This window comes from Pseudomonas sp. PS01300 (assembly GCF_029960155.1).
GTDB lineage: Bacteria > Pseudomonadota > Gammaproteobacteria > Pseudomonadales > Pseudomonadaceae > Aquipseudomonas > Aquipseudomonas palmensis.
Map to the genome: position 1 here is coordinate 69578 of NZ_JASCPN010000003.1, position 24039 is coordinate 93616.

Sequence of the window (24039 nt, forward strand, 5' to 3'; positions counted from 1 at the left end):
AGGAGCGCGGCCGGGCCGGTGAAGTTCGATCCGAAAGCGTCGCCGGCGTGCTGCCGGCGACGCTGCAGTGGGGGGCTGCTTCAGTAGCGCGCGTCTACCGGGCGCCCGCCGTTGGGCCAGTCCTTGACCTTGTCGGGGAAGTCCGGGCGTGGCTGGCTGGAGAACCAGGCCGCCACGTCCACCGCGTCCTGGTCGGACAAGCCGCCCTGGCCGAGCGGGAACTTCTCGTGCATGCCGATCGGCATGTTGCGTTTGACGAAGGCGGCCGCGGTGTAGGTGCGCGCCATGCCGGCACCGATGTTGAACGACTGCTCGCCCCACAGCGGCGGGAAGATCCAGGTGCCGTCGGCACGGGTCAGGCCTTCGCCGTCGTTGCCATGGCACACCGCGCACTGCTGGGCATACACCTGCTTGCCGTTGTCCAGGTCGGGCTTGATCGACGGGTCGACCTTGCCTACACCGCGCCCTGGCACCTTGTCCTCGGGCTTGGTGTTGTTCTTCATCCACTCGAAGTACGCCACCATCGCCTGCATGTCGGCCCCTTGCGGTGGCAGCGGCGAGCCGCTCATCGAGCGCCGGAAGCAGCCGTTGATGCGCTCCTCCAGGGTGATCACCTTGCCCGCCCGTGGCGCATAGCCGGGGAAGAAGGCCGATACCCCGACGAACGGCGAACCGTCGGCCACGGTGCCGGCGTTCAGGTGGCAACTGGTGCAGTTGAGCGCGTTGCCGACGTTGTCGGGCAGCAGGTCACGGGTCTGCAGGTGCAGGCGCATGCCGCGCACCACCTGATCGGCATTGCTGGCCGCCAGCAGGTCGGCCAGGCGCGGGGTCTCGAAGGTCGAGGCGTCGCGGTCCTGGGGCTTGAGCTGCTGGCGCAGCTTGGCCACCTGCGCTGCGCTGATCGCCGAGCCGTCGTTGCCCCAGCTGCTGCGCACGAACGTGAGGATCTCGGCGATCTCGGTGTCGGTCAGGCGCGAGAACCCGGGCATGGTGTACACCCGCGGGTGGGCGACGGTTTCGGCGGTCTGCCAGCCGGTCAGGGTGATGTGCAGCAGCGAGGTCGGGTTGGCCGAGGCCACGCTGGGGTTGTGCGCCAGTGGCGGGAACATGCCCGCCACGCCGGCGCCGTCCGGGCGGTGGCAGTCGCTGCAGAACTGCGTGTAGCCCAGCCCGCCGCGGCTGGTGAACAGGTTGTCCGGCGCTGGGGCAGGGGTTCGTTCCACCATCGGCATCGGCAGGTCGTCCTTGCCCGGTGGCAACGACTTGAGGTAGCGCGCGATGGCGGTGAGGTCGGCGTCGGTGAAGTGCTGGGTACTGTGGGAGATCACCTCGGCCATGTTGCCCGACACCGTGGCAAAGCGGTTCTGCCCGGTCTTGAGCAACTGCACGGTGTCGTCCACCGTCCACAGGTTGCGCAGGCTCAGGGCGCGCCAGTGCTCCACGGTCTCGCCGGCCAGGAAGTGCTGGCCGCCGCTGCCGGCGTCGTCCATGGCCTTTTCCTGGAAGGCCACGCCGCGCGGGGTATGGCAGGCGCCGCAGTGGCCCAGGCCCTGTACCAGGTAGGCGCCGCGGTTGAGCTCGTCGCTGCGGGCCGGGTCGGCCACGAAGGGTTGCTTGTCGAGAAACACCAGGTTCCACAGCGACAGGCCCCAGCGCTGGCTGAACGGAAACTTCATGTCCGCTTCCAGGTTGGGCTGGTTGACCGGCTTCACGTCCTCCATCAGGTAGGCGTACAGGTCGCGCATGTCGCCTTCGGTCATTTTCGCGTAGGAGGGGTAGGGCATGGCCGGGTACAGGTTGGTGCCGGCCGCGTTCACCCCTTCGCGCATGGCACGGTCGAACTGCTCGAAGGTATAGCGGCCGATGCCGGTGACCTTGTCGGGGGTGATGTTGCTGGAGTAGATGGTGCCCATCGGCGTGGTCAGTTCGAGGCCGCCGGCCATCAACTCGCCGCCCTTGGCAGTGTGGCAGGCCACGCAGTCGCCCAGACGGGCAATGTAGGCGCCGCGTTCGGCTGCCGTTGCCGGGGGCGGCTCACTGGCAGACGCGGGGTACGCAAACAGCAGCGTCGAGCCAAGCATGGCCAGACGCGATACAAGAGAAGCCATCGCAATCGTCCTTTGGATGCGGCCGCAGGTGGTCCTGTAGGCACGTATCCGCAATCGTTTTTATAGGGTCATCAGACAAACCCGGTTATAGCCGATGGACGAGGGTGGCACTTTGATATGGATCAGCGCGGGGTGAGAAAGGGGCTCGCCGCCAGGGCGACGGCGAGCCGAAGGGGTTACTTGCCGGGCACCAGGGTCAGGCGCTTGCTGCCGTAGGCGCGTTCGAAGTTCTGCGGCTGCATCGGGAAGGTCACGTAGCTGCCCTTGAACCAGGCATCCAGGCCGTCGGCGAAATGCGCGCTGGCCGGGTTGCCCGACTGCCCGCTGCTGCTCACCCCCTGCAGCGGCTCGGCCAGGCCGAAGTCGACCACCATGCGCATCGACGGCATCAGGCGGGCATCGAAGTCCTGGCCCCAGGCATAGGCCGAGGCGTTGAGTGTGGTGTGGTCGCCGCCGGTGGCCAGCGGGCCGCGCTTGAGCGTGTCGCCCAGGCCATAGGGTGCGCTGACGGGCCAGTGGTACTGGTGCAGCTTGCCCCATTGCCAGGTCCGGCGGTCGGTGCCCATCTGCGCTTCGCCGGCGCTGATGGCCGCGGCCAGGCTGCGGGCCAGGATCGTCGGCTTGTCCTGCTTGCCCGGGCTGTTGCGGTCATCCCAGAACGGGCTGTCGTCGCGGCCCAGCAGGTGATCGGCCTGGGCCGAGTACGACAGCCGCGCATTGGCGACGAAGGCTTGCCAGCTCGGGCTGGTTTCAGGCCCCAGTTCATCGAGGAAGATCTGCCGGGCGCTTTGCTGCAGGAACAGCTCGTACACCGCGGCATCCGCCGATTGCGGGCTCAGGCGCCCGTCGAACGCCATCAGCCGGGTGTAGGCCTCGCGGGCGCGGGCCTTCTGCTCGGCGGGCAGGGCGTCGATGGCCTGCTTGAGCGGCCGGGCCATGCCGGGTGCTTCGAACATGGCCTTGAGCTTGGCGGCGAACAGGGTGGTCTGGTCGTACTGCATGGCGATCAGGCTGCGGCTGTCGTGCTTGCCGTTGCCGGCCAGCTGCGCCAGGCGTTCGGCACGCTCGGGGTAGTACCAGCTGTTGGACAGTTGCAGGCCATAGCCCTTGGGAATGCTGCGCTGGTTGGCATTGCCCAGCCAGCCTTGCGGCGGGTCCTGGTCGTAGGGGTGGAGCATGGCGTCGGCGTAGCCATCCCAGTCATAGCGCCCGTCGGCACCTGGGGAGGGCAGCAGGCCCTGGCCTTCGCGGCGGTTGGGGTAGCGGCCGGTAACCTGCCAGCCCACGTTGGCGGCGTCGGCGAACACCAGGTTCAGCGCGGCGGCGCCGATTTCGCGGCTGGCGTCGAAGGCACGTTCGACGCTCTGTGCCCGCGACAGGTCGAAGAACGCATCGAGGCTCTTGTCGCCCTTGAGTTCGGGCATCTTCAGGGCCAGGCCGAGGCTGCCCTGGGTGCCGGTCAGCAGGGCGCCGTGGCGGGTTTCGTACAGGGTTTCGCGTTGCGGGCGCTGGCCATTGACGAAGTAGGTCTCGTTGCGCGCCTGCACCGGCTGCCAGCGGCCGTCGACTTCATAGAGCACGCGGTTGCCTTCGCGCTTGAGTTTTTCCAGGTACAGGTCCTGGTTGTCACCCATTGCCGCGCTGCTGCTCCAGGCCAGCTTGCCGTTGAAGCCGGACAGCACGAACGGCAGGCCGGCCAGGCTGAAGCCGGCGGCCTGGTATTTGGTGGTGCGTACCTGCACCGGGCTCAAGGCCCAGGCGCCCTGGCTGTCGCTGGCCAGCAGGCTGCGGCCGCTGCGGCTGCGCTGCGGGGCGATGGCCCAGTTGCTCGACGCCGGGGTGCCCAGCAGGTTGAGCGCGGCCAGTTGCTCGCTGACCTTGTTCAGTGTGGCCAGGCCCGGCAGCTGGCTGCCCGGGTTCAAACCCTTGAGCTTGTCGGCTTCGGCCATGGCCAGCGGTTCGTCCGGGTAGCTGGGCAGCAGCCACGGCAGTGTGTCGGCACCGACTTTCTGCGCCAGGGTCAGTGCGGCGATTTCTTCCTGCAGGTTCACCGACTGGCTGAAGCTGTACAGGCTGAAGATCAGCGCCGAATCTTCAGGCTTCCAGTACTCGGGGCGGTAGCCGCTCTGGGCCAACGGGGCCGGCAGGCGGTCGCGGTAGCGGAACAGGTAGGCGTTGACCCCGCGTGCGTACACCTCGAAGAAGCGCTTGAGGCGCGGCGAGGCGTCGGCGTAGAGGTCGCTGGCGTTCTTTTTCAGGTTGACCGCGCGCATGAAGCGGTCGACCTCCAGCGCATCCGGGCCGGCCATCTCGGCCAGGCGCCCCTGGGCCAGCAGACGCATGCCGACCATCTGCCCGATGCGATCGCCCGCGTGCACATAGCCCAGGGTGAACAGCGCATCGTGGAAGCTGCTGCTCTCGATCAGCGGCATGCCCAGGGCGTTGCGCCGCACCGAGACGTTCTGTGCCAGCCCCTTGAGCGGTTGCACGCCGCTGGTGGGGATGACGCTGTCCTGATGGTTGCCCAGTTGGCAACCGCCCAGGCTGAGCAGCCCGAGCAGGGTCGCGGCGACGCCGAACCGGGGTAGAACGGGGGAAAGGGCTGGCGAGGCCATGGGCAAGGCTCCTGCAGGGGATGGCGCTAAAAGGCGCTACGTTAGTGAGCGCGATCACGCCATGCAAGCGGGGGCGCGGGCTTTATTTTCAAAGTACCGCGCGGCCTTGTCGTGGTTCAGGCTGGCGGCGGGTTGATCTGCTCGACCAGGGCGTAGGCGCGCTGTGTGGCGGGGCGTGCCTGGATGCGCTGGAACCAGCCTTTGAGGGCCGGGAAGTCGTCCAGGTTCTGCTGCTGCCAGGTGTGCGAAACGATCCACGGGTAGATCGCCATGTCGGCGATGCTGTAGTCGTTGCCGGCGACGAATGGTCGGTCGGCCAGGCGCTTGTTCAGTACCCCGTACAGGCGCGCGGTTTCGTCCACGTAGCGCTTGATGGCGTAGGGGATCTTCTCGGGGGCGAAGCGGTTGAAGTGGTGGTTCTGCCCGGCCATCGGGCCCAGGCCGCCCATTTGCCAGAACAGCCATTGCAGGGCCTCCTGGCGGCCGCGCAGGTCCTTGGGAATGAACTGCCCGGTTTTTTCGGCGAGGTAGAGCAGGATGGCCCCGGACTCGAACAGCGACAGCGGCTGGCCGTCGGCGGTGTCGTGGTCGACGATGGCCGGGATGCGGTTGTTGGGGGCGATTTTCAGAAAGTCTTCGGCAAATTGCTCGCCCTTGCCGATGTTGATCGGGTGAAGGGTGTAGGGCAGGCCGGTCTCTTCGAGAAACAGGGTGATCTTGTGGCCGTTGGGGGTGGTCCAGTAATACAGGTCGATCATGGTCACGCTCCGTTTGATGGTCGTCTGCTGGAACTGTGCTTGATGTCGAGGCGCAACGTGTGTGGGAGCGGGTCAGGCCCGCTCCCACAGGGGAGGCATCAGGCCCCGTGGCACTTCTTGAACTTCTTGCCGTTGCCGCATGGGCAAGGGTCGTTGCGGCCAACGTCCTTCAGGGCATTGCGCGCAGGTTCCTGAGGGGCATGGTTGCAGTGCGGGCCATGCACATGGCCGTGGTCATGATCATGCGCGTGATGGTCATGATCGTGATTGCAGTCGGGGCCATGAACGTGGGGTTGCTGGGTCATCGAGGGTTACTCCGGAATGAGATCGGCGGGAATTATCTCACCCTTGCGCAACAAGTGCAGGTCGTGGGCAAAGAATAATCCGGTGCTCAGCTCACCCTCCAGGCGATAGGGGATGGCCTGATCGGGGCGCTTGAGCAGCTTGGCGATGGGCTTGAGCTGGCGCCACAGGTTGGTACGCACCGGTACCTGGATGGTGCGCCGACTGTGCGCGTCCACCCGAAACCACTGGCCGTGGTCGCCTTCGACCAGCAACAGGTCGGCCAGGTACACCGCGTAATGCAGGTTGCGCACCTGCAGGGTGCTGTCGTTGGGATTGTCGATGCGAAAGTGCAGGATGAACTCCTGCTGCATCAGTTTGGCACGCACCACTTCGACCTTCTGCAGATGCACTAGAGGGGCGGCCGTGTCGGTACTGAACCAAGACGCACAACTACTCAGCCCAAGCAGGGCGAGCAGCAACGCTGCTCTCATCCACCCTCGACTAATCATGCTGATCTCCTTTTGACACATTAGTCTAGCTATCGAAAGAAGGCAGCGATGATCACGAGATCCGGCATCGGCGCGGCAGACGAGCATCAACAGTTCTTGGCGACCCCCAGAACTTGCAGGGCCATTGCTTGGTCCCAGCCAAGATCTATCAAGTCATCTTCGTCCAGCGAATGCGTGTGCTCCTTGATGATCAGCAACTGGCAGATGAACGCACTGGTTGCGTACCAGTAGGCTCTGCCCTTTTTCTTATTCTCGCGGTATTGCCTACCCAGGTAATCACGAGGATCCAAATCGTTTTTTTTGAGTACTTCGGCCAGTTCATCGATGGTCCTGAGCCCCGCACGGGCGCAGAGTTGAATCAGCTTGGCAAGCGCATCACGCTCGTCCCGTTCGGTCCTGAAGGGGTCGTTGAATATGAAGTGTGCGGCGCGAGCCCTTTCATCCAGACTCCTTACAAGCGGCGACGCCTCGAGAAACTGGCTCAGTGACAGTTCATCCAGCGGAATGCCTTGTGCGCTTTCCTTCAGTTTGTCGGCAATATCGGCGCTCAAGCTCTGGTACGCATTTCTTAGCGAAACGAACTCATCGTCGGCTATTTCGAACAGGGCCGAGAGTCGGCACAGTTTTCGTTTCAGTTGCTCGTGTGCGGTGCCTTCGCCCTTGTAGTCGAGTTTGTGGGAAACGGCTGCCCACGCGTGCTGCAACACGGTCCGCACCTGGATCTCGAAGCTCAGCCCTTCAACACCACTCACCTGGGCAGCGTCTGCCAGGTCGCTAGTGAAGGGTATGATGTAGTGTTGCGAGCGGTAGCCGAAGTGCGCCTCGTTTTCCGGCTTCTTGTTCTGCTGTTCCTGCGGTTTGCCAAAGCGAGCCAGCAAGGCATCGCCGATGTTATCCAGATCGGTCTCGTAGTAGGCAATGACTCTGAGGCCGACCAAGTCAGTGATATCGAGGAAAGGGTTCGAGTAGTCTTTTTCAGGTTTCAGGGCTTTTGTGATAAAGCTTTTTTCGTCCTTGGCCCGTGCTTCCACCAGATGAACGCTGATTTTATTGTCCTGCAGCGTCTTGGTGAGCTCCTCGCGCAAGTGCTCGGCACAGCGCCTGTACTGATCGAACTGTTGTCGATACCTTTCCCGCAGTATTCTTTCACGCTCGTCCATAGGCGGCATCGTCAAGCTCTCTTCGTTGTGGTTCAAACATAGCTGGCGCAGCACTTCTTGAACTTCTGCCCGCTGGCGCATGGGCAGGCGTCGTTGCGCCCGGCCTTGAGGCCCACCGTGGGGTCGATGAAGTACCAGTGCCCGCCGTTGTGCACGAAGGCCGAGCGCTCGCGGTGGCTGTGCTCGCCGTCGTTGTCGTGCCAGCGCGCCGTGAAGGTGACGAACGCGTGATCGGGCTGGCCGCCGAACACCTCGGCGCTCTCGACCTCCAGGCCCAGCCAGGTGCTTTGCGCGCTCCAGGCGGCAATGCCGGCGCGATCCAGCCCGGCCTGCTGCACCGGCAGGGTGGTCTTGATCAGGTAATCCACCAGCCCCAGCACATAGGCGCTGTAGCGCGAGCGCATCAGCGTCTGTGCATCGGGCGCCGGGTGGCCGGCATGATAATGCCCGCAGCAGGCATCGAGCAGGTTACCGCTGCCGCACGGGCAAACCGAGACACTCATTGCATCACCACCAGTACTTTCCAAAATTTTGCGGGTTGGCCCAGAACTTGGCGTTGAGCCAGTCGGGTACCTGTTTGTAGTCACGTAGATCATAGGTGAACAGGTTCAATACCTGCTCGTCACGTTGAAAACGCTCGCTGTCCTGCAGCGCCAGTGCGTAGAAGTCGGTGTCGCGCCAGCCGCTGGCCGCAAGGTCGACCAGCACCGCCACGCGGCTGGCGTTGAGGTTGCGAATGCCGCCGAGCAGTTGCAGGCCCTGCTGGTTGCTCAGGTGTTCCAGGCAGTCCACCAGCACCGCCAGGTCGAAACGCTGCGCGGCAAGCTCGGCCGGCAGCGCGCCGGGGCGGGCCACGGCGATCTGCGCCTGCGGGTGCGCGGCGGCGAAGGCCTCCAGTGCCGGAAACGACGTGCCCACCAGCAACAGGCGTCGCGGGGCATGGTGCTCCAGCAGGGCGGCGAGGGCCTGCTGGGGCGTGCGCGAAGAAAAACGGTCAGTCATCGAAGCTCCTCGGTAATGCGTCAAGACTAGCCGGCCCGCGACGCAAGGCATAGAGGCACGCGCAAAGCGCCATGGCTTATTGCTGGCGCAGATGGAATCACCGGTCTTTACTCCCAGAGCATCGGTTTTGCACCGATTCCCCCTAGGAGACGCGACAAAATGAGCATAGTTCGCACAGCATTGCCTCTGGTTCTGCTAACCAGCGTATTGACTGGTTGTGCAGGTTTGCAAAAAACCGACTGGCCGAAGTGTGCCGCCGTCGGGGGCGTTGGCGGTGCCGCCCTGGGCGCCATCGAAAGCTCCAGCTGGGCCGGCTGGGGCGCGCTGCTCGGCGGCGGCCTGGCGGCCGGTTACTGCTGGGCCCATGGCGACGGCGACGAAGACGGTGATGGCGTACCGGACAGCCGTGACAAGTGCCCGGGCACCCCGCGTGGCGTTCAGGTCGATGCCAACGGCTGCCCGCCGGAGCCGGTCGCGGTGGTCGAGGAAGTCGTGGTGGTCAAGGAAGAGGTCATCGTGATCCGCGATGTGCTGTTCGAGTTCGACTCGGCCAGGCTCACCACGGCCGACAAACTGCGCCTGGACAAGATCGCCACGCGCCTCAAGGCCGAAGCCCCGAGCGCACGCCTGAGCGTCACCGGGCACACCGACAGCCGCGGTAGCGATGCCTACAACCAGAAACTCTCGGAGCGCCGCGCCCATTCGGTGACCGACTACCTGGTCGAGAGCGGCATTGCGCGCAGCAGTTTCGTTTCGGTGCAGGGCGCCGGTGAAACCCAGCCGGTGGCAGACAACAACACCGCCGACGGACGCGCGATGAACCGCCGCGTGGAAATTCGCATCGATCGCTGAAGCCCTTGCGCCCCGCGGCTTGTGAAGTGTCGCGGGCGCGTCTTTACTCCTGTGTGACCGGTACTGGCCGGTGACACAGGAGCATTCCCCATGAATGTAATCACCAAGGCTGCGCTGCCCGTGCTCGTGGTCGCCAGCCTGCTGTCCGGTTGCGCCACCCACAGCGATGGCAGCGCCCCGTTGAACCAAAGAACCTGGCCCCTATGCAGCCTGCTGGGCGGCGCCGTGGGTGGCGGCCTGGGCGCCATCGAAAGCTCTGCCTGGGCCGGTGGCGGCGCGGCGCTGGGTGCCATCGCCGGTGGCCTGATCTGCTTTGCCCAGGACGGTGACGAAGACGGCGATGGCGTGTTCGACCGCCGCGACCGGTGCCCCGATACCCCGCCCAACACCCCGGTGAGCCACAACGGTTGCCCGTTGCCCCAATACCCGCCGAGCGAGAAGGCCCCGGCGCCTGAGCCCGAGGTGATCACCCTCAACGACCAGGGCAGCGTGATGTTCGCCTACGACTCGGCCGAACTCACCCCGGCCGCCCAGCAGCAGTTGCGTACCCTGACCGGCAAGCTCAATGACCCGAGCGTGGCCAGCATCAAGGTGATCGGACACACCGACAGCCGTGGCAGCGATGCCTACAACCAGGCGTTGTCCGAGCGGCGTGCCAGCAGCGTGGCCGAGTACCTGATCAGCCAGGGCCTGGCACCGCAGAAAATCACCAGCCAGGGGCGTGGCGAGCGCGAGCCGATTGCCGACAACGAAACCGATGCGGGCCGCGCGCAGAATCGCCGGGTCGAATTGCACCTCAATTGATCGACAGCGGGGCTGGCATCCGGAGGGTGCCAGCCGGTAATGTGGCGTGCAGTGCCTGTGTCGCGTAAGCGGGCCGCCAAACAAGAAAACGCAACAACAAGGGGCGCGGGTATGAAGGCGTTGTGGGGGCTGGGCAAGGCCCTGACGGTAGTGTTCTGGTGGGTGGTACTGGTGAATCTGCTGATGCCGGCAGACAAGCCGTTCCACCAGCTGATCAACCTCGCGGGGGCCGTGCTGCTGGTGCTGCACGTGCTCGAGGTGCTGATGTTCAACGGACGGTTGCGTGAGCGCAGCCATCGCTGGTTCGACCGTTTGCAGATTCTGCTGGTCGGCATCTTTCATATCCAATCGATACCGGCCCCGCGCCAGGAGGCTGGTCATGCGTAAGGTCGTGTTGTTGGCAGCACTGTTCAGCCCGTTGGCCCTGGCCGATGCGATCAGCGTGGCGGCGCACTCGGTGCTGCGCCTGCCGAACAAGGCCAGCGTGGTGCACCTGCAGCGCCTGGAGGTGGCGGATTCGGCCACCCTGGTGCTGCCGGCGAGCCTGGTGGAATTGAAGGTGGATGAGCTGTACCTGGGCAACCAGGCGCGCATTGCCATCGTGCCGGCCGAGCATGCGCTGAGCATGGAAGTGGCCCAGGCGCAATTGGGCCAGGGCAGTGAGATTGCTGCCCACGGTGCGCCGGGTACCTATGAGCGGGTCGCCAGGCCCGGACGTGACCTGAGCTTGCGCATTCAGGCGCTGGAGGCTTCAGAACTGGCCATCGACGCCCGTGGCGGCGCGGGGGCACCGGGGTATGTGGGGCTCGATGGCGGCAACGGCAAGGCGGGTGGTTGCACCTGGGGCCAGGCCAGCCGTGGCGCCAATGGCGACAACGGTGGCGATGGCCATGACGGGGCGCCCGGAGGCCGGGTGCGCCTGGCACTGCCGGCCAGCTTCCCGGCCGAGCAGATCAAGGTCAGGCTCGACGGCGGTGCGCCGGGGCTGGCAGGTGCGCCGGGCAAGCCGGGCGCAGGCGGGGCCAGCAAGGGTTGCCTGGTGTACCGCACCGATGCAGGGGCGACGGGAAGACCCGGGCAGCCCGGGCAACCGGGGGCGGCCGGGGCTGACGGGGAGCTGATTCTTCAGCGCCTCTGATCTTCAGGGCCGCTTCGCCGGCCAGGTCGGCCCCTGCAGGCAAACATGGCCTTTGCAGGAGCCCGCCTTGCTGGCGAAGCGGTCACCTCACACCAGCAGCCGGCTCGACGCCACCAGCACCACCGCAATACCCAGCAGCAGGTTGATCCCCACCAGGCGCCGAATGCGCCCGAGCACTGCGGCCCCGGCGGGCCAGTCCTGCGCCTTCACCGCCTTGCGCAACTCTGGCAGCAGCAGCGCCTGGATTCTCAGAAACAGCGCAAACATCGCAATCCCTGCGCCAATCATCACCTGCACATAACGTGGCGCAGTCTCGAACCCCGAGAAGCGCATGTGCATCATGCCCACGCCGGTGATCGCCAGCACCGCGACCGCCACCCAGACCCACACGAAAAAACGTTGAAACACTTCTACCCACAGCGTCAGCCGTGAAGGGCCGTCAAGCGCGGCCACCATGGCCGGGCGCAGGATCAGCCAGGCGAAGAACATGCCGCCCACCCAGATCAGGGCGGCCAGCAAATGCAGGCTGTAGGGGATGGCAAAGGCGGTCATCGGGAACTCCATTCGGCGCAAGGGGCAATAGCGGGGTATGATAGCGACCCATTCGAAACACTGAAAATTTATCCAGCCCTCCGGGCGCCCCGACACCATGATCAGCAACGAACTCAAATCCCAGATTCAGGGCGCCTATTCGCGTTTTCTCGAAGCCAAGAGCCTCAAGCCCCGCTACGGCCAGCGTCTGATGATCGCCGAAGTGGCCAAGGTGCTGGGCGACATCGCCGTGGACGACGAAGGCCGCCGCAGCGGCGAGCCCGCCGTGGTCGCGGTCGAGGCCGGCACCGGTACCGGCAAGACGGTGGCCTACAGCCTCGCCTCGATTCCCGCGGCCAAGGCTGCTGGCAAGCGCCTGGTGATCGCCACCGCCACCGTGGCCCTGCAGGAACAGATCGTGTTCAAGGACCTGCCGGACCTGATGCGCAACAGCGGCCTGAACTTCAGCTTCGCCCTGGCCAAGGGGCGTGGGCGCTATCTGTGCCTGTCCAAGCTCGACCTGCTGCTGCAGGAAGGCCACGCCCAGACCGCCACCGCGCAGCTGTTCGAGGAGGAGGGCTTTCGCATCGAGGTGGACGAGGCCAGTCAGAAGCTGTTCACCAGCATGATCGAGAAGCTGGCCGGCAACAAATGGGACGGCGACCGCGACAGCTGGCCACAGGCCCTGGAAGACCAGGACTGGTCGCGCCTGACCACCGACCACAGCCAGTGCACCGGCCGCCACTGCCCCAACTTCGGGCAGTGCACCTTCTACAAGGCCCGCGAGGGCATGGGCAAGGTCGACGTGATCGTCACCAACCACGACATGGTGCTGGCCGACCTGGCCCTGGGCGGCGGCGCCGTGCTACCCGACCCGCGCGACACCATCTATGTGTTCGACGAAGGCCATCACCTGCCCGACAAGGCCATCGGCCATTTTGCCCATTACACCCGCCTGCGCTCGACCGCCGACTGGCTCGAGCAGACCGCCAAGAACCTGGCCAAGCTGCTGGCGCAGAACCCGCTGCCGGGCGACCTGGGCAAGTACATCGAGCAGGTGCCGGAACTGGCCCGCGAGATCAAGGCCCAGCAGCAGTTCATGTTCAGCGCCTGCGAGCAGGTGGCGGAGTTTCGCCCGGGCGAAGACATGGAAGGCCGCGAACGCCCGCGCTATCGCTTCGTCGGCGGCGTGGTGCCCGAGCACATGCGCGAGATGGGCATCGAACTGAAAAAGGGCTTTTCGCGCCTGACCGACCTGTTCACCCGACTCACCGACCTGCTCAAGGAAGGCATGGACGCCGAAGTCAGCATCGGCATCCCCAGCCACCAGGCCGAGGAGTGGTACCCGTTGTTCGGCAGCCTGCAGACCCGTGCCCAGGGCAACTGGGAGCTGTGGACCGCCTTTACCGCCGAAGACCCGGAAGACAGCCCGCCGATGGCGCGCTGGCTGACCCTGGCCGAAAGCGGTGCGCTGTTCGATATCGAGGTCAACGCCAGCCCGATCCTGGCGGCCGAGATGCTGCGCCGCAACCTGTGGAACGTCGCCCATGGCGCCCTGGTGACCTCGGCCACCCTGACCGCGCTGGGCAAGTTCGATCGCTTTCGCATGCGCGCCGGGCTGCCCAAGCTGGCCGTCACGGCGGTGGTGCCCAGCCCGTTCCACCACGTGGATGCGGGCGTGCTGCGCGTGCCGGACCTGCGCGCCGACCCGCGCGATGCTCCGGCGCATACCGCCGCGATCATCCGCGACCTGCCCGAGCTGGTGGAAGGCTCGCGTGGCTCGCTGGTGCTGTTCTCGTCGCGCAAGCAGATGCAGGACGTGTTCGACGGCCTGGACCGCGACTGGCGCAAGCAGGTGTTCATCCAGGGCAACCTGTCCAAGCAGGAAACCCTCAACAAGCACAAGGCGCGCGTCGACGGCGGTGACTCCAGCGTGCTGTTCGGCCTGGCCAGCTTTGCCGAAGGGGTCGACCTGCCGGGTGCGTATTGCGAGCACGTGGTCATCGCCAAGATTCCCTTCGCGGTGCCGGACGACCCGGTCGAGGCGGCCCTGGCCGAGTGGATCGAGGCCCGTGGCGGCAACCCGTTCATGGAGATCGCCGTGCCGGATGCCTCGCTGCGCCTGATCCAGGCCTGCGGGCGCCTGCTGCGTACCGAACAGGACCGCGGCACCATCACCCTGCTTGACCGGCGCGTGGTCACCCAGCGCTACGGCAAGGCTATCCTCAATGCGCTGCCGCCGTTTCGCCGGGAAATTTCCTGAGCGGCACAGCGCTTTGCAGTGCCCCGTTGTCTATTGCACAGATCAAGGCCCGCAAGGGCCATCAAGGAGAACTCCAGCCCTATGTTGCGCCGTACCCTGCCTGCCGTGATTGCACTGTTGTTCAGCTCGCCGCTGCTGGCCGGGCAACAGACGCTGTTCAACTTCGTTCGCCCGGCCGCGGTGGTCAATGTGGTGACCGAAGATGCCAGCCTGCCGCAGTACAACGCGGAGCAGACAGCCGAGGGCGAGGTACTGCGGCGCGTGGTGTTCAACCCCGTGGAGCGCCCGAGCCTGCGCCTTAGCCCGCAGACCGGGGTGTGGGACTGGACGGGCGCTACCGCGCTGACCTTGCGCATGCAGAGCGCCATGGACTGGGCGCTGAGCGTCGACGTGACGGTGCTCAGCAGCGACGGCAGTACCCTCACCAGCCGCATCGACCTGCCGGCCGGCCCGGCACAGACCGTGATGGTACCGCTGACCGCCAGCTCGCCGCTCACCCAGGGCATGCGCGTCGGTCCGCCGATGCCGTTCCGTCATCAGGGCCAGCGGGTGCTGCTGACCAGCAGCGAGGGCAAGGCCGACCTCAAGCAGGTGGTATCGGTCACGCTGTCGATGCCCAGGCCCAAGGTGGCGCAGAGTCTGCTGATCGAGCGCTTTGGCGTGCAGGACGACGACGTGCTGCAAAAGGCCGCCTATGCCGGCCTCATCGACGGTTATGGGCAGTCCACCCGTGGTCGCTGGCCCGAAAAGATCAGCAGTGACGACCAGCTCAAGGCGGCTGCCCAGCGCGAGCAGCAGCAGCTCAAGGGCTGGCTGGACGAGCGCAGCAAGCTCAAGCTGGACACGTTCGGCGGCCTGCTTGGCGCTGAGGCATTCGAGGCCAAGGGGTTCTTTCGCACCGAAAAGCGTGAGGGTCGCTGGTTTCTGGTCACGCCGCTGGGGCATCCGTTCTACTCGCTGGGGGTCAATGCCGTGGCGGCCGATGGCGGGCGCACCTACGTGGAAGGGCGCGAGTCGATGTTCACCGCCTTGCCCGAGGCGCAGACCCCGCTGGCGCAGTACTACGGCCAGGGCGACAACCTGGACGGCAACGGTTCTTCCCAGGGGCGCGGTTTCGGCAAGGGGCGCTGGTTCGACTTCTACGCCGCCAACCTGGGCCGTGGTCACGCCACGCCGACGTTCGACCAGGCGCGCTGGCAGGGCCAGAGCCTGGATCGCCTGCAGGCCTGGGGTTTCAACACCCTGGGCAACTGGAGCGACAACGGCCTGCAGAGCGAACGCCTGGCCTACACCCTGCCGTTGTCCATCGGCGGCGACTACACCAGCATCAGCACGGGGGTGGACTGGTGGGGTGCGATGCCCGACCCGTTCGACCCGCGCTTTGCCATGGCCACCGAACGTGCTGTGGCGATTGCCGCGCGCGACCATCGCGACGATCCGTGGCTGATTGGCTATTTCGCCGACAACGAGCTGGCCTGGGCGGTGCCGGGTAATGAACCGAAGCAGCGTTATGCGCTGGCCTACGGCACCTTGCGCCTGACCACCGACTCGCCGGCCAAGCGTGCCTTTCTCAAGCAGCTGCGCGACAAGTACCGCAACCAGGAAGGCCTGTCCAAGGCGTGGGGCATCGAACTGACGGCGTGGGAGCTGATGGAGGACCCGGGTTTCGAGCCGCCGCTGCCCGACCCCGCGCACCCGGAAATCGAGGCCGACTTCAAGTATTTCCAGCGGGTGTTTGCCGAGACCTACTTCAAGACCATCTCCGACTCGCTGAAATGGCATGCGCCCAATCACCTGCTGCTGGGTGGGCGGTTTGCGGTCAGTACGCCTGAAGCGGTGGCGGCGTGTGCCAAGTACTGTGATGTGGTGAGCTTCAATGTGTATGCACCCACGCCGCAGGATGGCTACGACTTTGCCCAGCTCAATGCGCTGGACAAGCCGGTGCTGGTGTCGGAGTTCCAGTTTGGCTCGCGTGATCGTGGGCCGTTCGGGCCGGGGCCGATGGAAGTGGCGCGTGAGGAGGACCGTGGGCCGGCCTATGCGAACTTCGTCAAGGCGGCCTTGAAGGAGCCTTCGATTGTGGGAGTGCACTGGTTCCAGTACCTGGATCAGCCGGCCAGCGGGCGTTTGCTCGATGGCGAGAATGGGCATTTCGGCTTGGTGGGGATTACCGACGTGCCGTTTCAGGGGTTTGTGGAGAGTGTGCGCAAGAGCAATCTTGGGGTGGTGGAGCAACTGAACAAGCCGCTGGTGATGCCGGCACGGTAGGCGCCTGAGAGCGCAAGGGGACCGCCTGGCTTTGCGGTGTTCCCAAAAACCTCCAGTGCTGGAACAATGCCAGCCATTTTGTGGCGCAGTACGGCGGGGTAATTACGGGTGCAGATTCAAGGTCATTACGAACTCCAGTTCGAGGCGGTACGCGAAGCCTTCGCAGCACTTTTCGATGATCCCCAGGAACGCGGCGCCGCACTGTGCATCCAGGTCGGTGGCGAAACGGTCCTCGACCTGTGGGCCGGCACCGCCGACAAGGACGGCCAGCAAGCCTGGCACAGCGATACCATCGCCAACCTGTTCTCCTGCACAAAAACCTTCACCGCCGTCACCGCCCTGCAACTGGTGGCCGAAGGCAAGCTGGCGCTGGATGCACCGGTCGCTCGCTACTGGCCAGAATTTGCCCAGGCCGGCAAGAGCTCGGTAACCCTGCGCCAACTGCTGTGCCACCAGGCCGGCCTGCCGGCGATCCGCCAGTTGCTGCCCGCCGAAGCCCTGTACGACTGGCAGACCATGGTCGACACCCTGGCCGCCGAAGCCCCCTGGTGGACCCCCGGCACCGCCCACGGCTACGCCGCGATCACCTACGGCTGGCTGCTGGGCGAGCTGATTCGCCGCGCCGACGGCCGCGGCCCGGGCGAGTCGATCGTGGCGCGCACCGCCAGGCCCCTGGGGCTGGATTTCCATGTGGGACTGGACGATGAAGAGTTCTACCGTGTCGCGCACATAGCCCGGGGCAAAGGCAACCCGGGTGACGAGGCAGCCAAGCGGCTGCTGCAGGTGACGATGCGTGAGCCCGAGGCGTTGTCCACCCGCGCCTTCACCAACCCGCCAGCCATCCTGACCAGTACCAACAAGCCTGAGTGGCGACGCATGCAGCAACCGGCGGCCAACGGCCACGGCAACGCACGCAGCCTGGCCGGGTTCTATGCCGGGCTGCTGGACGGCAGCCTGCTGGAATCGGAACTGCTCGACGAACTGACCCGCGAACACAGCCTGGGCCAGGACATGACCCTGCTGACCCAGACCCGCTTCGGCCTGGGCTGCATGCTTGATCAGCCACAGGTGCCCAACGCCACGTTCGGGCTGGGCGCCAAGGCTTTCGGACACCCGGGGGCCGGCGGCTCGGTCGGTTTTGCCGATCCGGAACACGACGTGGCCTTTGGCTTTGTCACCAATACCCTGGGCCCGTATGTCCTGATGGACCCGCGGGCACAGAAACTGGTTCGGGTGCTGGCCGGCTGCCTTTGATCGGGTAAGTCCCTGCAACCGGAACCCATTGTCTATTCTGGATTCCAACAGCCTGCGCTGTCGGGTCAAATTTCTTTCATTTTCATGGTGTATCGCTGATGTCTTCACATAAAACCTTAGCTCTCGCCCTGTGCCTGGCCGTGACCGGTTGCGCACAGCACCCTCAGAACGGCTCGGCCGATGGCGGCCATGGCTGGTGGCCCTTCGGCTCCGACAAGGTGGCCGAAAAGGACGTGAAGGATGTGGTCACCGAGAAGGTTGCCCAGGCTGATGCCAAGTCTGAAAGCAGTAGCCGCTGGTGGTGGCCGTTCGGAAACAGCGACAAGGCCCAGAGCCAGGCCCAGGCGGTACCCAAGATCGACGTCAAGGCCACCCAGGCCTGGCTCGACGACTACGAGCCCAAGCTGCGCGAAGCGATCAAGGACAGCAAGTTCGAGCTCGAGCGCCGCGAAGACGTGCTGGTGGTGACCGTACCGGTCGACTCTTCGTACAACCCTGACCGCCCCGCCATGCTGTTGCCGGCCACCCTCGGCCCGATCACGCGCGTGGCCAAGGTGATCGAGACCGACTCCAAGACCGCCGTGCTGGTACTCGGCCATGCCGACAGCAGCGGCGCAGCTGCTGCCAACCAGAAGCTGAGCCAGGAGCGCGCCCAGTCGGTATCGGCGATTTTTCGCCTCAGCGGCCTGCAGCGTGATCGCCTGATGCTGCGTGGCATGGGGTCGGTGGCGCCGCGCGCCGCCAACGACAGTGTGCAGGGCCGCGCCTTGAACCGCCGCGTCGAGCTGCTGTTGACGCCACAGAACACCATGCTGGCGCTGGTGGCCAAGTACCAACAGCCGACCCCTAGCCCGGCCGAACTGGTTGCCGTGCAGGACGTCAAGGCGCCGGTCAAGGCCGCTGCCAAGCCCGCCACCAAACCAGCGGCGAAAGCCACTGCGAAAAAAGCCCCGGCCGCCAAGCCGGTGGCCAAGAAGAAGCCGGCTGCAGCCGCTGCCAAGCCGGCCGCCAAGAAAGCCGCCCCGGCTGCGAAGAAAGTCGTTGCCAGCAGCACCAGCCCTGCGAAGACCAACTGATCGTCAAGGAAACGCAGCATGACCCAGACCCTGGCCGATATGCGCCGCGACTACACTCGCGACGGCCTGACCGAAACCCAGGCGCCGGCAGAGCCGTTCGCGTTGTTTCACCAATGGTTCGAGGATGCCGTCAAGACCGAGCAGCCGCCCGTCGAAGCCAACGCCATGACGTTGGCAACGGTGGACGGCGAGGGGCGTCCGCATTGCCGTATCCTGCTGCTCAAGGGGCTGGATGAGCAGGGCTTCACCTTCTTCACCAACTACGAAAGTGCCAAGGGCCATCACCTGCGCGCCAACCCGTTCGCCGCCATGACCTTCTTCTGGCCCACCCTGGAACGCCAGGTGCGCATCGAAGGCAAGGTGGTGAAGGTCACGGCGCAGGAATCCGATGCGTATTACCAGGTACGCCCGCTGGGTAGCCGCCTGGGCGCCTGGGCATCGCCGCAGAGCCGGGTGATCGCCAACCGTGAAGAGCTGCAGGATCTGGTCAAGGCCACCGAGCAGCGCTTCAGCGATACCCAGCCGCACTGCCCCGAGCACTGGGGTGGCTACCGCCTGCTGCCGGAACGCATCGAGTTCTGGCAGGGCCGCCCGAGCCGCCTGCATGATCGTCTCAACTACCGGCTCAAACAGGGCCTGTGGCTGCGCGAGCGCCTGGCCCCTTAACCGGCGCGGTATTCGGCGGCCGCGCGTTCCAGCCAGGCCGCCAATTCCTTGCGTTTGACCTTTTGCGCCCTGGCGCTGTCCAGACGTTGTAGCATGAAGACGCGTTTGTGCTCGTCGTCCCCGGCCAGCGACAGGGCCAGGTCGCGGTCCATCCAGCGCTTGATGCGTACATACAGCCACCCGTGAAAATACAGACCCGCCAGGGTGGTTACGGCGATGATGAAGTAATCCATGTCTATCCTTGCCTGTTGAGTGTTGGGGTCATGGCGGGGATCAAGTGCCTGTACCGACGCTGAATGGAAGCAATTTTATACACCGTGTGTCGTGACAGTGGTCAACGCGCGGAGTCTAATGACTACCTGTCTTCTGGAGATGATCCTATGCGTAAATCAGTTTTGTTGGTGGCGTCGTTCACCACGATGTCGCTGCTGCTTGGCGGCTGTACCTCCAACCTGACCGGCGATTCCTATTCCCGCGATGAAGCCCGTCGCGTGCAACAAGTGCGCATGGGTACCATCGAGTCGCTGCGTCCGGTCAAGATCGAAGGCACCAAGACCCCGATCGGCGGCGGCGCCGGTGCCATCGTGGGTGGCGTGGCCGGCAGCGCGGTAGGCGGCGGTCGTGGCAGTATCGTCGCGGCGGTCATCGGTGCGGTAGCCGGCGGCCTGGCAGGTTCTGCAGCCGAGGAAGGCCTGACCCGCACCCAGGGTGTGGAAATCACCGTGCGTGAAGACGATGGCAGCATGCGCGCCTATGTCCAGCAGGTTCAGCAGAACGAAATCTTCCGGGTGGGCGAGCGCGTTCGCATCATGACCGTGGATGGCACCAGCCGGGTTTCTCACTGAACCTTGTCCTGCAGCCCTCTGGTTATGCGGGCATGCAAACAAAACCCCGACTCGGCACCGCCGTTCGGGGTTTTTCATTGCCGGTTCGGCATCAACTGCCGACGGCCTTGCGGCTGGCCATGGCGGTTACCGCGTAGCCGATCACCGCTGCCAGGATGGAACCGGTGAGAATGCCCATGCGGTCCATGCCGGCGTACTCGCTGCTGCCCGGCACGAAGGCCAGCGAGCCGACGAACAGGCTCATGGTGAAGCCGATGCCGCACAGGATCGCCACCCCCAGCACCTGGCCCCAGTTGGCGCCACTGGGCAGGGCGGCCAGGCCCAGCTTGATCGCCAGCCAGGTCAGGCCGAACACCCCGACGGTCTTGCCCAGCAGCAGGCCGACCGCGATGCCCATCGGCACATGGTGGGTAAAGCTCTCGGCGGTGACGCCGGCCAGCGACACGCCGGCATTGGCGAAGGCGAACAGAGGCAGGATACCGAACGCCACCCAGGGGTGAAGGGCGTGCTCCAGCGCCAGCAGGGGCGACGGCTCTGCGTTGCGAGTGCGCAGCGGGATGGTCAGCGCCAGGGTGACACCGGCCAGCGTGGCATGCACGCCGCTCTTGAGTACGCACACCCACAGGATCAACCCGATCACCATGTACGGCCCCAGCTTCACCACACCCATCCGGTTCATCGCCACCAGCGCTACCAGGCAGGCGGCGGCCAGCATCAGCGACAGGGTGGACAGGGCGCCGGAGTAGAACAGGGCGATGACGATGATCGCGCCCAGGTCGTCGATGATCGCCAGGGTCATCAGGAACAGCTTGAGCGACACCGGTACACGCTTGCCGAGCAGGGCCAGCACGCCGAGGGCGAAGGCGATATCGGTGGCGGTGGGGATCGCCCAGCCGGCCACGGCGGCGGGGTTGTCCTTGTTGAGGAAGTAGTAGATCAGTGCCGGAACCACCATGCCGCCGATGGCGGCTGCGCCGGGCAGCACGATCTGCGAGGGCCTGGACAGGTGGCCGTCGATGATCTCGCGCTTGACCTCCAGGCCGATGAGCAGAAAGAACAGTGCCATCAGGCCGTCGTTGATCCACAGCAGCAGGGGCTTGGCGATTTGCAGCGCGCCCACCTGGGCCACCACGGGCACGTCGAGCAGGCCGTTGTAGAGGTAGGAGAGGGGGGAGTTGTTGATGATCAGCGCAAGGACAGCCGCGGCAATCAGCAGCAGGCCGCTGGCTGATTCGAGCTGGAAGAAACGCGTGAATGTGCTGCGTAGAGGCAAGGGTGCTCCTCCATCCTGAAATTCGAAGAGGAACACCCTACCCTGTGGGGATATGCTTTAGAACAAAAACTATATTCTTTTTTGTTATATGCTATTGCGGCTTTTCCGCCGGCAAGGCCAACCCCTGCAGGGGCCGATCTTGCCGGCGAAACGGCCCGCAAGCCCTACCTCACGCTTCCAGGTCCAGCCCCAGCATGCTGCACGCCACTGCCTCGGCCACACGAATTCCGTCCACGCCCGCCGACAGAATCCCGCCTGCATACCCAGCCCCCTCACCGGCGGGGAACAGCCCCTTCAGGTTCAGGCTCTGCAAGCTGGCATCGCGGGTGATGCGCAGCGGCGAGGAGGTACGCGTCTCGATGCCGGTCAACACCGCATCGGGCAGGTTGTAACCCTTGATCTGCCGGTCGAACGCCGGCAGTGCCTCACGGATCGCCTCGATGGCGAAGGCCGGCAGGCTCAGCGCCAGGTCGCCCAGGCTCACGCCCGGCTTGTACGAGGGTTCCACGCTGCCCAGGGCGGTGGATGGCTTGCCGGCGACAAAGTCGCCCACCAGTTGCGCCGGTGCCTGGTAGTTGCTGCCACCCAGCTCATAGGCCAGGCTCTCCAGGCGTTCCTGCAGTTCGATGCCGGCCAGCGGGCCGCCCGGGTAGTCCTGCTCGGGGGTGATGCCGACCACGATGCCAGAGTTGGCATTGCGCTCGTTGCGCGAGTACTGGCTCATGCCGTTGGTGACCACGCGGCCCGGTTCGCTGGTGGCAGCTACCACCGTGCCGCCCGGACACATGCAGAAGCTGTACACCGAACGTCCGTTCTTGGCGTGGTACACCAGCTTGTAGTCGGCCGCGCCGAGTTTCGGGTGTCCGGCATACTTGCCCAGGCGGGCCTTGTCGATCAGGGTCTGCGGGTGCTCGATGCGAAAGCCGATGGAGAACGGCTTGGCTTCCATGAACACGCCCCGCGCATGCAGCATGCGGAAAGTGTCGCGGGCGCTGTGCCCCAGGGCCAGGATCACGTGGCGCGAATGCAGCTGTTCGCCACTTTCGAGTACCACGCCGGTCAGTTGCTCGCCCTCGCTGATCAGGTCGGTGACCTTCTGCTCGAAACGCACCTCGCCGCCCATGGCTTCGATCTGCTGGCGCATGTTCTCGACCATGCCGGTCAGGCGGAAGGTACCGATGTGCGGCTTGTTGACGTACAGGATCTCGTCCGGCGCACCGGCCTTGACGAACTCGTGCAGCACCTTGCGGCCGTGATGCTTCGGGTCCTTGATCTGGCTGTACAGCTTGCCGTCGGAGAAGGTGCCGGCACCGCCTTCGCCAAACTGCACGTTGGACTCGGGGTTGAGTACGCTCTTGCGCCACAGGCCCCAGGTGTCCTTGGTGCGTTGGCGCACCTCCTTGCCGCGTTCGAGGATGATCGGCTTGAAGCCCATCTGTGCCAGCAGCAGGCCGGCGAAGATCCCGCACGGGCCGAAGCCGACCACGATCGGGCGTTCGGCAAGCTCGGCCGGCGCCTGGCCGACCGGCTTGTAGCTGACGTCCGGGGCCGGGGTGATGTTGTGATCGTCGGCGAACTTCTGCAGCAGCTCAGCTTCGTTGCTGGCTGTCAGGTCGATGGTGTAGATGAACAGCAGTTCGGTGTTCTTCTTGCGCGCATCGTAGCTGCGCTTGAACAGCGTGAAGTCCAGCAGCTGGTCGTCGCTGATCCCCAGGCGCTGCACGATGGCTTCGCGCAGGGCTTCGTCCGGGTGATCCAGCGGCAACTTCAGTTCAGTGATTCGTAGCATGACAGGGTCCAGTATCCCGGCCATCAAAGGGCCGGCGGCTTTGCACAAACCGCCAAGTATAAGCTGTTCGCAGGCGCTTAAGGCAGCTTAAACGCGTGCGGCCGGTCAGTCGTTGCGCGAGCCGCCGTAGTAGCCGCAGCCACGCAGGGTCTGGCCGTCGATGCGCAGTTCGGCGCTCAGGTGGCTGACCGCGCCGGTGGCGATGTCCACGCAGCGCTGCGGGGCGACCCACAGGTCGATGCGCTGGCCATTGGCTTCGGTGCTCAGTGACAGGCGCCCGTCGGGCATCTGTTCTTCCAGGTACGGCACCGCCAACGAGGGCTGGCCAGGGCGGTCGAGCACCATGCCCTGGCCGCTGGCCTTGATGTTCCAGTCCGGCTCATGGCCGCTGGCGCGCAGGATCAGGCGCTTGAAGTTCGGGTCGCTGCAGGCGCTGGAGGAGTGCTCGACGCGGTACAGCTGTTGCACGTCGAGCTGGCCATCGTTGCCGGCCTGCTGGCTGCCGGCCAGCTTGCCGCGCACGTCGGCGAACAGGGTGCCGGGGGTTGCCGCCAGTGCCGAAGCTTCCTGCAGCAGGCCGGTGTTGCCGGTGTCGCGGACCACGAAGCGGCGGCTCTCCTCGCACGGCTTGAACAGCAACTGGCCGCCAGCGGCGGACAGCTCGCCCTGCAGGCGAGTCATGCCGACGGTGGACACCGTCTCGGGTTTGTCTGCCAGCATCTGGCAACCGGCGAACAGGGGCAGCAGGGCGGCTAACAGCAGCGAAGGGGCGGCACGCATCGGGGGGCTCCAGCATCGGGTCCAGAAAAGTGCCGTCACGTTACGCAGCCTGGGGCGCAATCA

General features: G+C 65.3%; 23 protein-coding genes. 10 read left to right on the forward strand and 13 right to left on the reverse strand.

The annotated features are described in order from the left end of the window. Positions 1–80: 80 nt before the first annotated feature. From QMX96_RS02675 to QMX96_RS02710, 8 genes are all read right to left on the reverse strand, one after another. A complete protein-coding gene (locus QMX96_RS02675; RefSeq protein WP_282361155.1) occupies positions 81–2108 on the reverse strand; it encodes a c-type cytochrome in 2028 nt (675 codons plus the stop codon). Positions 2109–2284: 176 nt separating this feature from the next. Continuing rightward, positions 2285–4723, reverse strand: a complete 2439-nt coding sequence (locus tag QMX96_RS02680) for a penicillin acylase family protein (protein ID WP_282361156.1) — start codon at positions 4721–4723, stop codon at positions 2285–2287. A 116-nt stretch (positions 4724–4839) separates the two neighbouring features. Further along, positions 4840–5481, reverse strand: a complete 642-nt coding sequence (locus tag QMX96_RS02685; RefSeq protein WP_043862633.1) for a glutathione binding-like protein — start codon at positions 5479–5481, stop codon at positions 4840–4842. A gap of 98 nt (positions 5482–5579) precedes the next feature. Continuing rightward, positions 5580–5786, reverse strand: a complete 207-nt coding sequence (locus QMX96_RS02690; protein WP_078480560.1) for an SEC-C metal-binding domain-containing protein — start codon at positions 5784–5786, stop codon at positions 5580–5582. Between the two features lie 6 nt (positions 5787–5792). Then, positions 5793–6275 (reverse strand): LEA type 2 family protein, encoded by a 483-nt coding sequence (locus QMX96_RS02695; RefSeq protein WP_054914737.1) that lies wholly within the window; start codon positions 6273–6275, stop codon positions 5793–5795. Between the two features lie 86 nt (positions 6276–6361). Then, a complete protein-coding gene (locus tag QMX96_RS02700) occupies positions 6362–7516 on the reverse strand; it encodes a hypothetical protein (protein ID WP_282361157.1) in 1155 nt (384 codons plus the stop codon). Continuing rightward, positions 7468–7938 (reverse strand): YchJ family protein, encoded by a 471-nt coding sequence (locus QMX96_RS02705; RefSeq protein ID WP_054914735.1) that lies wholly within the window; start codon positions 7936–7938, stop codon positions 7468–7470. The genes QMX96_RS02700 and QMX96_RS02705 overlap by 49 nt, the downstream gene beginning before the upstream one ends. 4 nt (positions 7939–7942) lie before the next feature. Continuing rightward, positions 7943–8437: a DUF6231 family protein gene (locus QMX96_RS02710; protein ID WP_282361158.1), complete on the reverse strand. Its 495-nt coding sequence runs from the start codon at positions 8435–8437 to the stop codon at positions 7943–7945. A 159-nt stretch (positions 8438–8596) separates the two neighbouring features. Between QMX96_RS02710 and QMX96_RS02715 the strand changes: the two genes are divergently transcribed. From QMX96_RS02715 to QMX96_RS02730, 4 genes are all read left to right on the forward strand, one after another. Beyond that, positions 8597–9289, forward strand: a complete 693-nt coding sequence (locus QMX96_RS02715; protein ID WP_043862629.1) for an OmpA family protein — start codon at positions 8597–8599, stop codon at positions 9287–9289. Positions 9290–9379: 90 nt separating this feature from the next. Beyond that, entirely contained in the window at positions 9380–10093 is a 714-nt protein-coding gene (locus QMX96_RS02720) for an OmpA family protein (RefSeq protein WP_054914734.1), read from the forward strand. Between the two features lie 111 nt (positions 10094–10204). Continuing rightward, entirely contained in the window at positions 10205–10480 is a 276-nt protein-coding gene (locus tag QMX96_RS02725; RefSeq protein WP_116052156.1) for a DUF1145 domain-containing protein, read from the forward strand. Then, positions 10473–11231 carry a collagen-like protein gene (locus QMX96_RS02730; protein ID WP_274096755.1) on the forward strand — a complete coding sequence of 253 codons (759 nt, stop codon included), beginning with the start codon at positions 10473–10475 and terminating at the stop codon, positions 11229–11231. The genes QMX96_RS02725 and QMX96_RS02730 overlap by 8 nt, the downstream gene beginning before the upstream one ends. An 87-nt stretch (positions 11232–11318) precedes the next feature. Here the strand turns inward: QMX96_RS02730 and QMX96_RS02735 are convergent, their stop codons facing one another. Continuing rightward, positions 11319–11783, reverse strand: a complete 465-nt coding sequence (locus QMX96_RS02735) for a CopD family protein (RefSeq protein WP_043862625.1) — start codon at positions 11781–11783, stop codon at positions 11319–11321. A 97-nt stretch (positions 11784–11880) separates the two neighbouring features. Between QMX96_RS02735 and dinG the strand changes: the two genes are divergently transcribed. The 5 genes from dinG to pdxH all read left to right on the forward strand — a co-directional run bounded on the left by dinG (position 11881) and on the right by pdxH (position 19289). Next, positions 11881–14025 carry an ATP-dependent DNA helicase DinG gene (gene dinG, locus QMX96_RS02740; RefSeq protein ID WP_043862624.1) on the forward strand — a complete coding sequence of 715 codons (2145 nt, stop codon included), beginning with the start codon at positions 11881–11883 and terminating at the stop codon, positions 14023–14025. A gap of 81 nt (positions 14026–14106) precedes the next feature. Then, the gene (locus tag QMX96_RS02745) at positions 14107–16293 is read left to right on the forward strand and encodes a beta-galactosidase (protein WP_054914731.1); all 2187 of its coding nucleotides are present in this window, start codon (positions 14107–14109) and stop codon (positions 16291–16293) included. A 108-nt stretch (positions 16294–16401) separates the two neighbouring features. After that, positions 16402–17547, forward strand: coding sequence for a serine hydrolase domain-containing protein (locus QMX96_RS02750; protein WP_054914730.1), 1146 nt, complete (start codon positions 16402–16404; stop codon positions 17545–17547). A gap of 98 nt (positions 17548–17645) precedes the next feature. Then, the gene (locus QMX96_RS02755; protein WP_054914729.1) at positions 17646–18623 is read left to right on the forward strand and encodes an OmpA family protein; all 978 of its coding nucleotides are present in this window, start codon (positions 17646–17648) and stop codon (positions 18621–18623) included. Between the two features lie 18 nt (positions 18624–18641). Beyond that, the gene (gene pdxH, locus QMX96_RS02760) at positions 18642–19289 is read left to right on the forward strand and encodes a pyridoxamine 5'-phosphate oxidase (protein WP_043862620.1); all 648 of its coding nucleotides are present in this window, start codon (positions 18642–18644) and stop codon (positions 19287–19289) included. Here the strand turns inward: pdxH and QMX96_RS02765 are convergent. Continuing rightward, on the reverse strand, positions 19286–19522 hold the full coding sequence (locus tag QMX96_RS02765) for a hypothetical protein (protein ID WP_043862619.1): 237 nt from the start codon (positions 19520–19522) through the stop codon (positions 19286–19288). The two genes, pdxH and QMX96_RS02765, sit on opposite strands and share 4 nt — an antisense overlap. Positions 19523–19669: 147 nt before the next feature. On the opposite strand from QMX96_RS02765, the gene QMX96_RS02770 reads away from it, so the two are divergent. Then, positions 19670–20134 carry a glycine zipper 2TM domain-containing protein gene (locus tag QMX96_RS02770; RefSeq protein ID WP_043862618.1) on the forward strand — a complete coding sequence of 155 codons (465 nt, stop codon included), beginning with the start codon at positions 19670–19672 and terminating at the stop codon, positions 20132–20134. Between the two features lie 91 nt (positions 20135–20225). Here the strand turns inward: QMX96_RS02770 and nhaA are convergent, their stop codons facing one another. The 3 genes from nhaA to QMX96_RS02785 form a co-directional block, all read right to left on the reverse strand. Next, positions 20226–21407, reverse strand: coding sequence for a Na+/H+ antiporter NhaA (nhaA, locus tag QMX96_RS02775; protein ID WP_282361159.1), 1182 nt, complete (start codon positions 21405–21407; stop codon positions 20226–20228). A 169-nt stretch (positions 21408–21576) separates the two neighbouring features. Further along, positions 21577–23196 carry an NAD(P)/FAD-dependent oxidoreductase gene (locus QMX96_RS02780; RefSeq protein ID WP_282361160.1) on the reverse strand — a complete coding sequence of 540 codons (1620 nt, stop codon included), beginning with the start codon at positions 23194–23196 and terminating at the stop codon, positions 21577–21579. Positions 23197–23301: 105 nt separating this feature from the next. After that, positions 23302–23976, reverse strand: coding sequence for a membrane protein (locus tag QMX96_RS02785; protein WP_043862615.1), 675 nt, complete (start codon positions 23974–23976; stop codon positions 23302–23304). Positions 23977–24039: the final 63 nt, after the last annotated feature.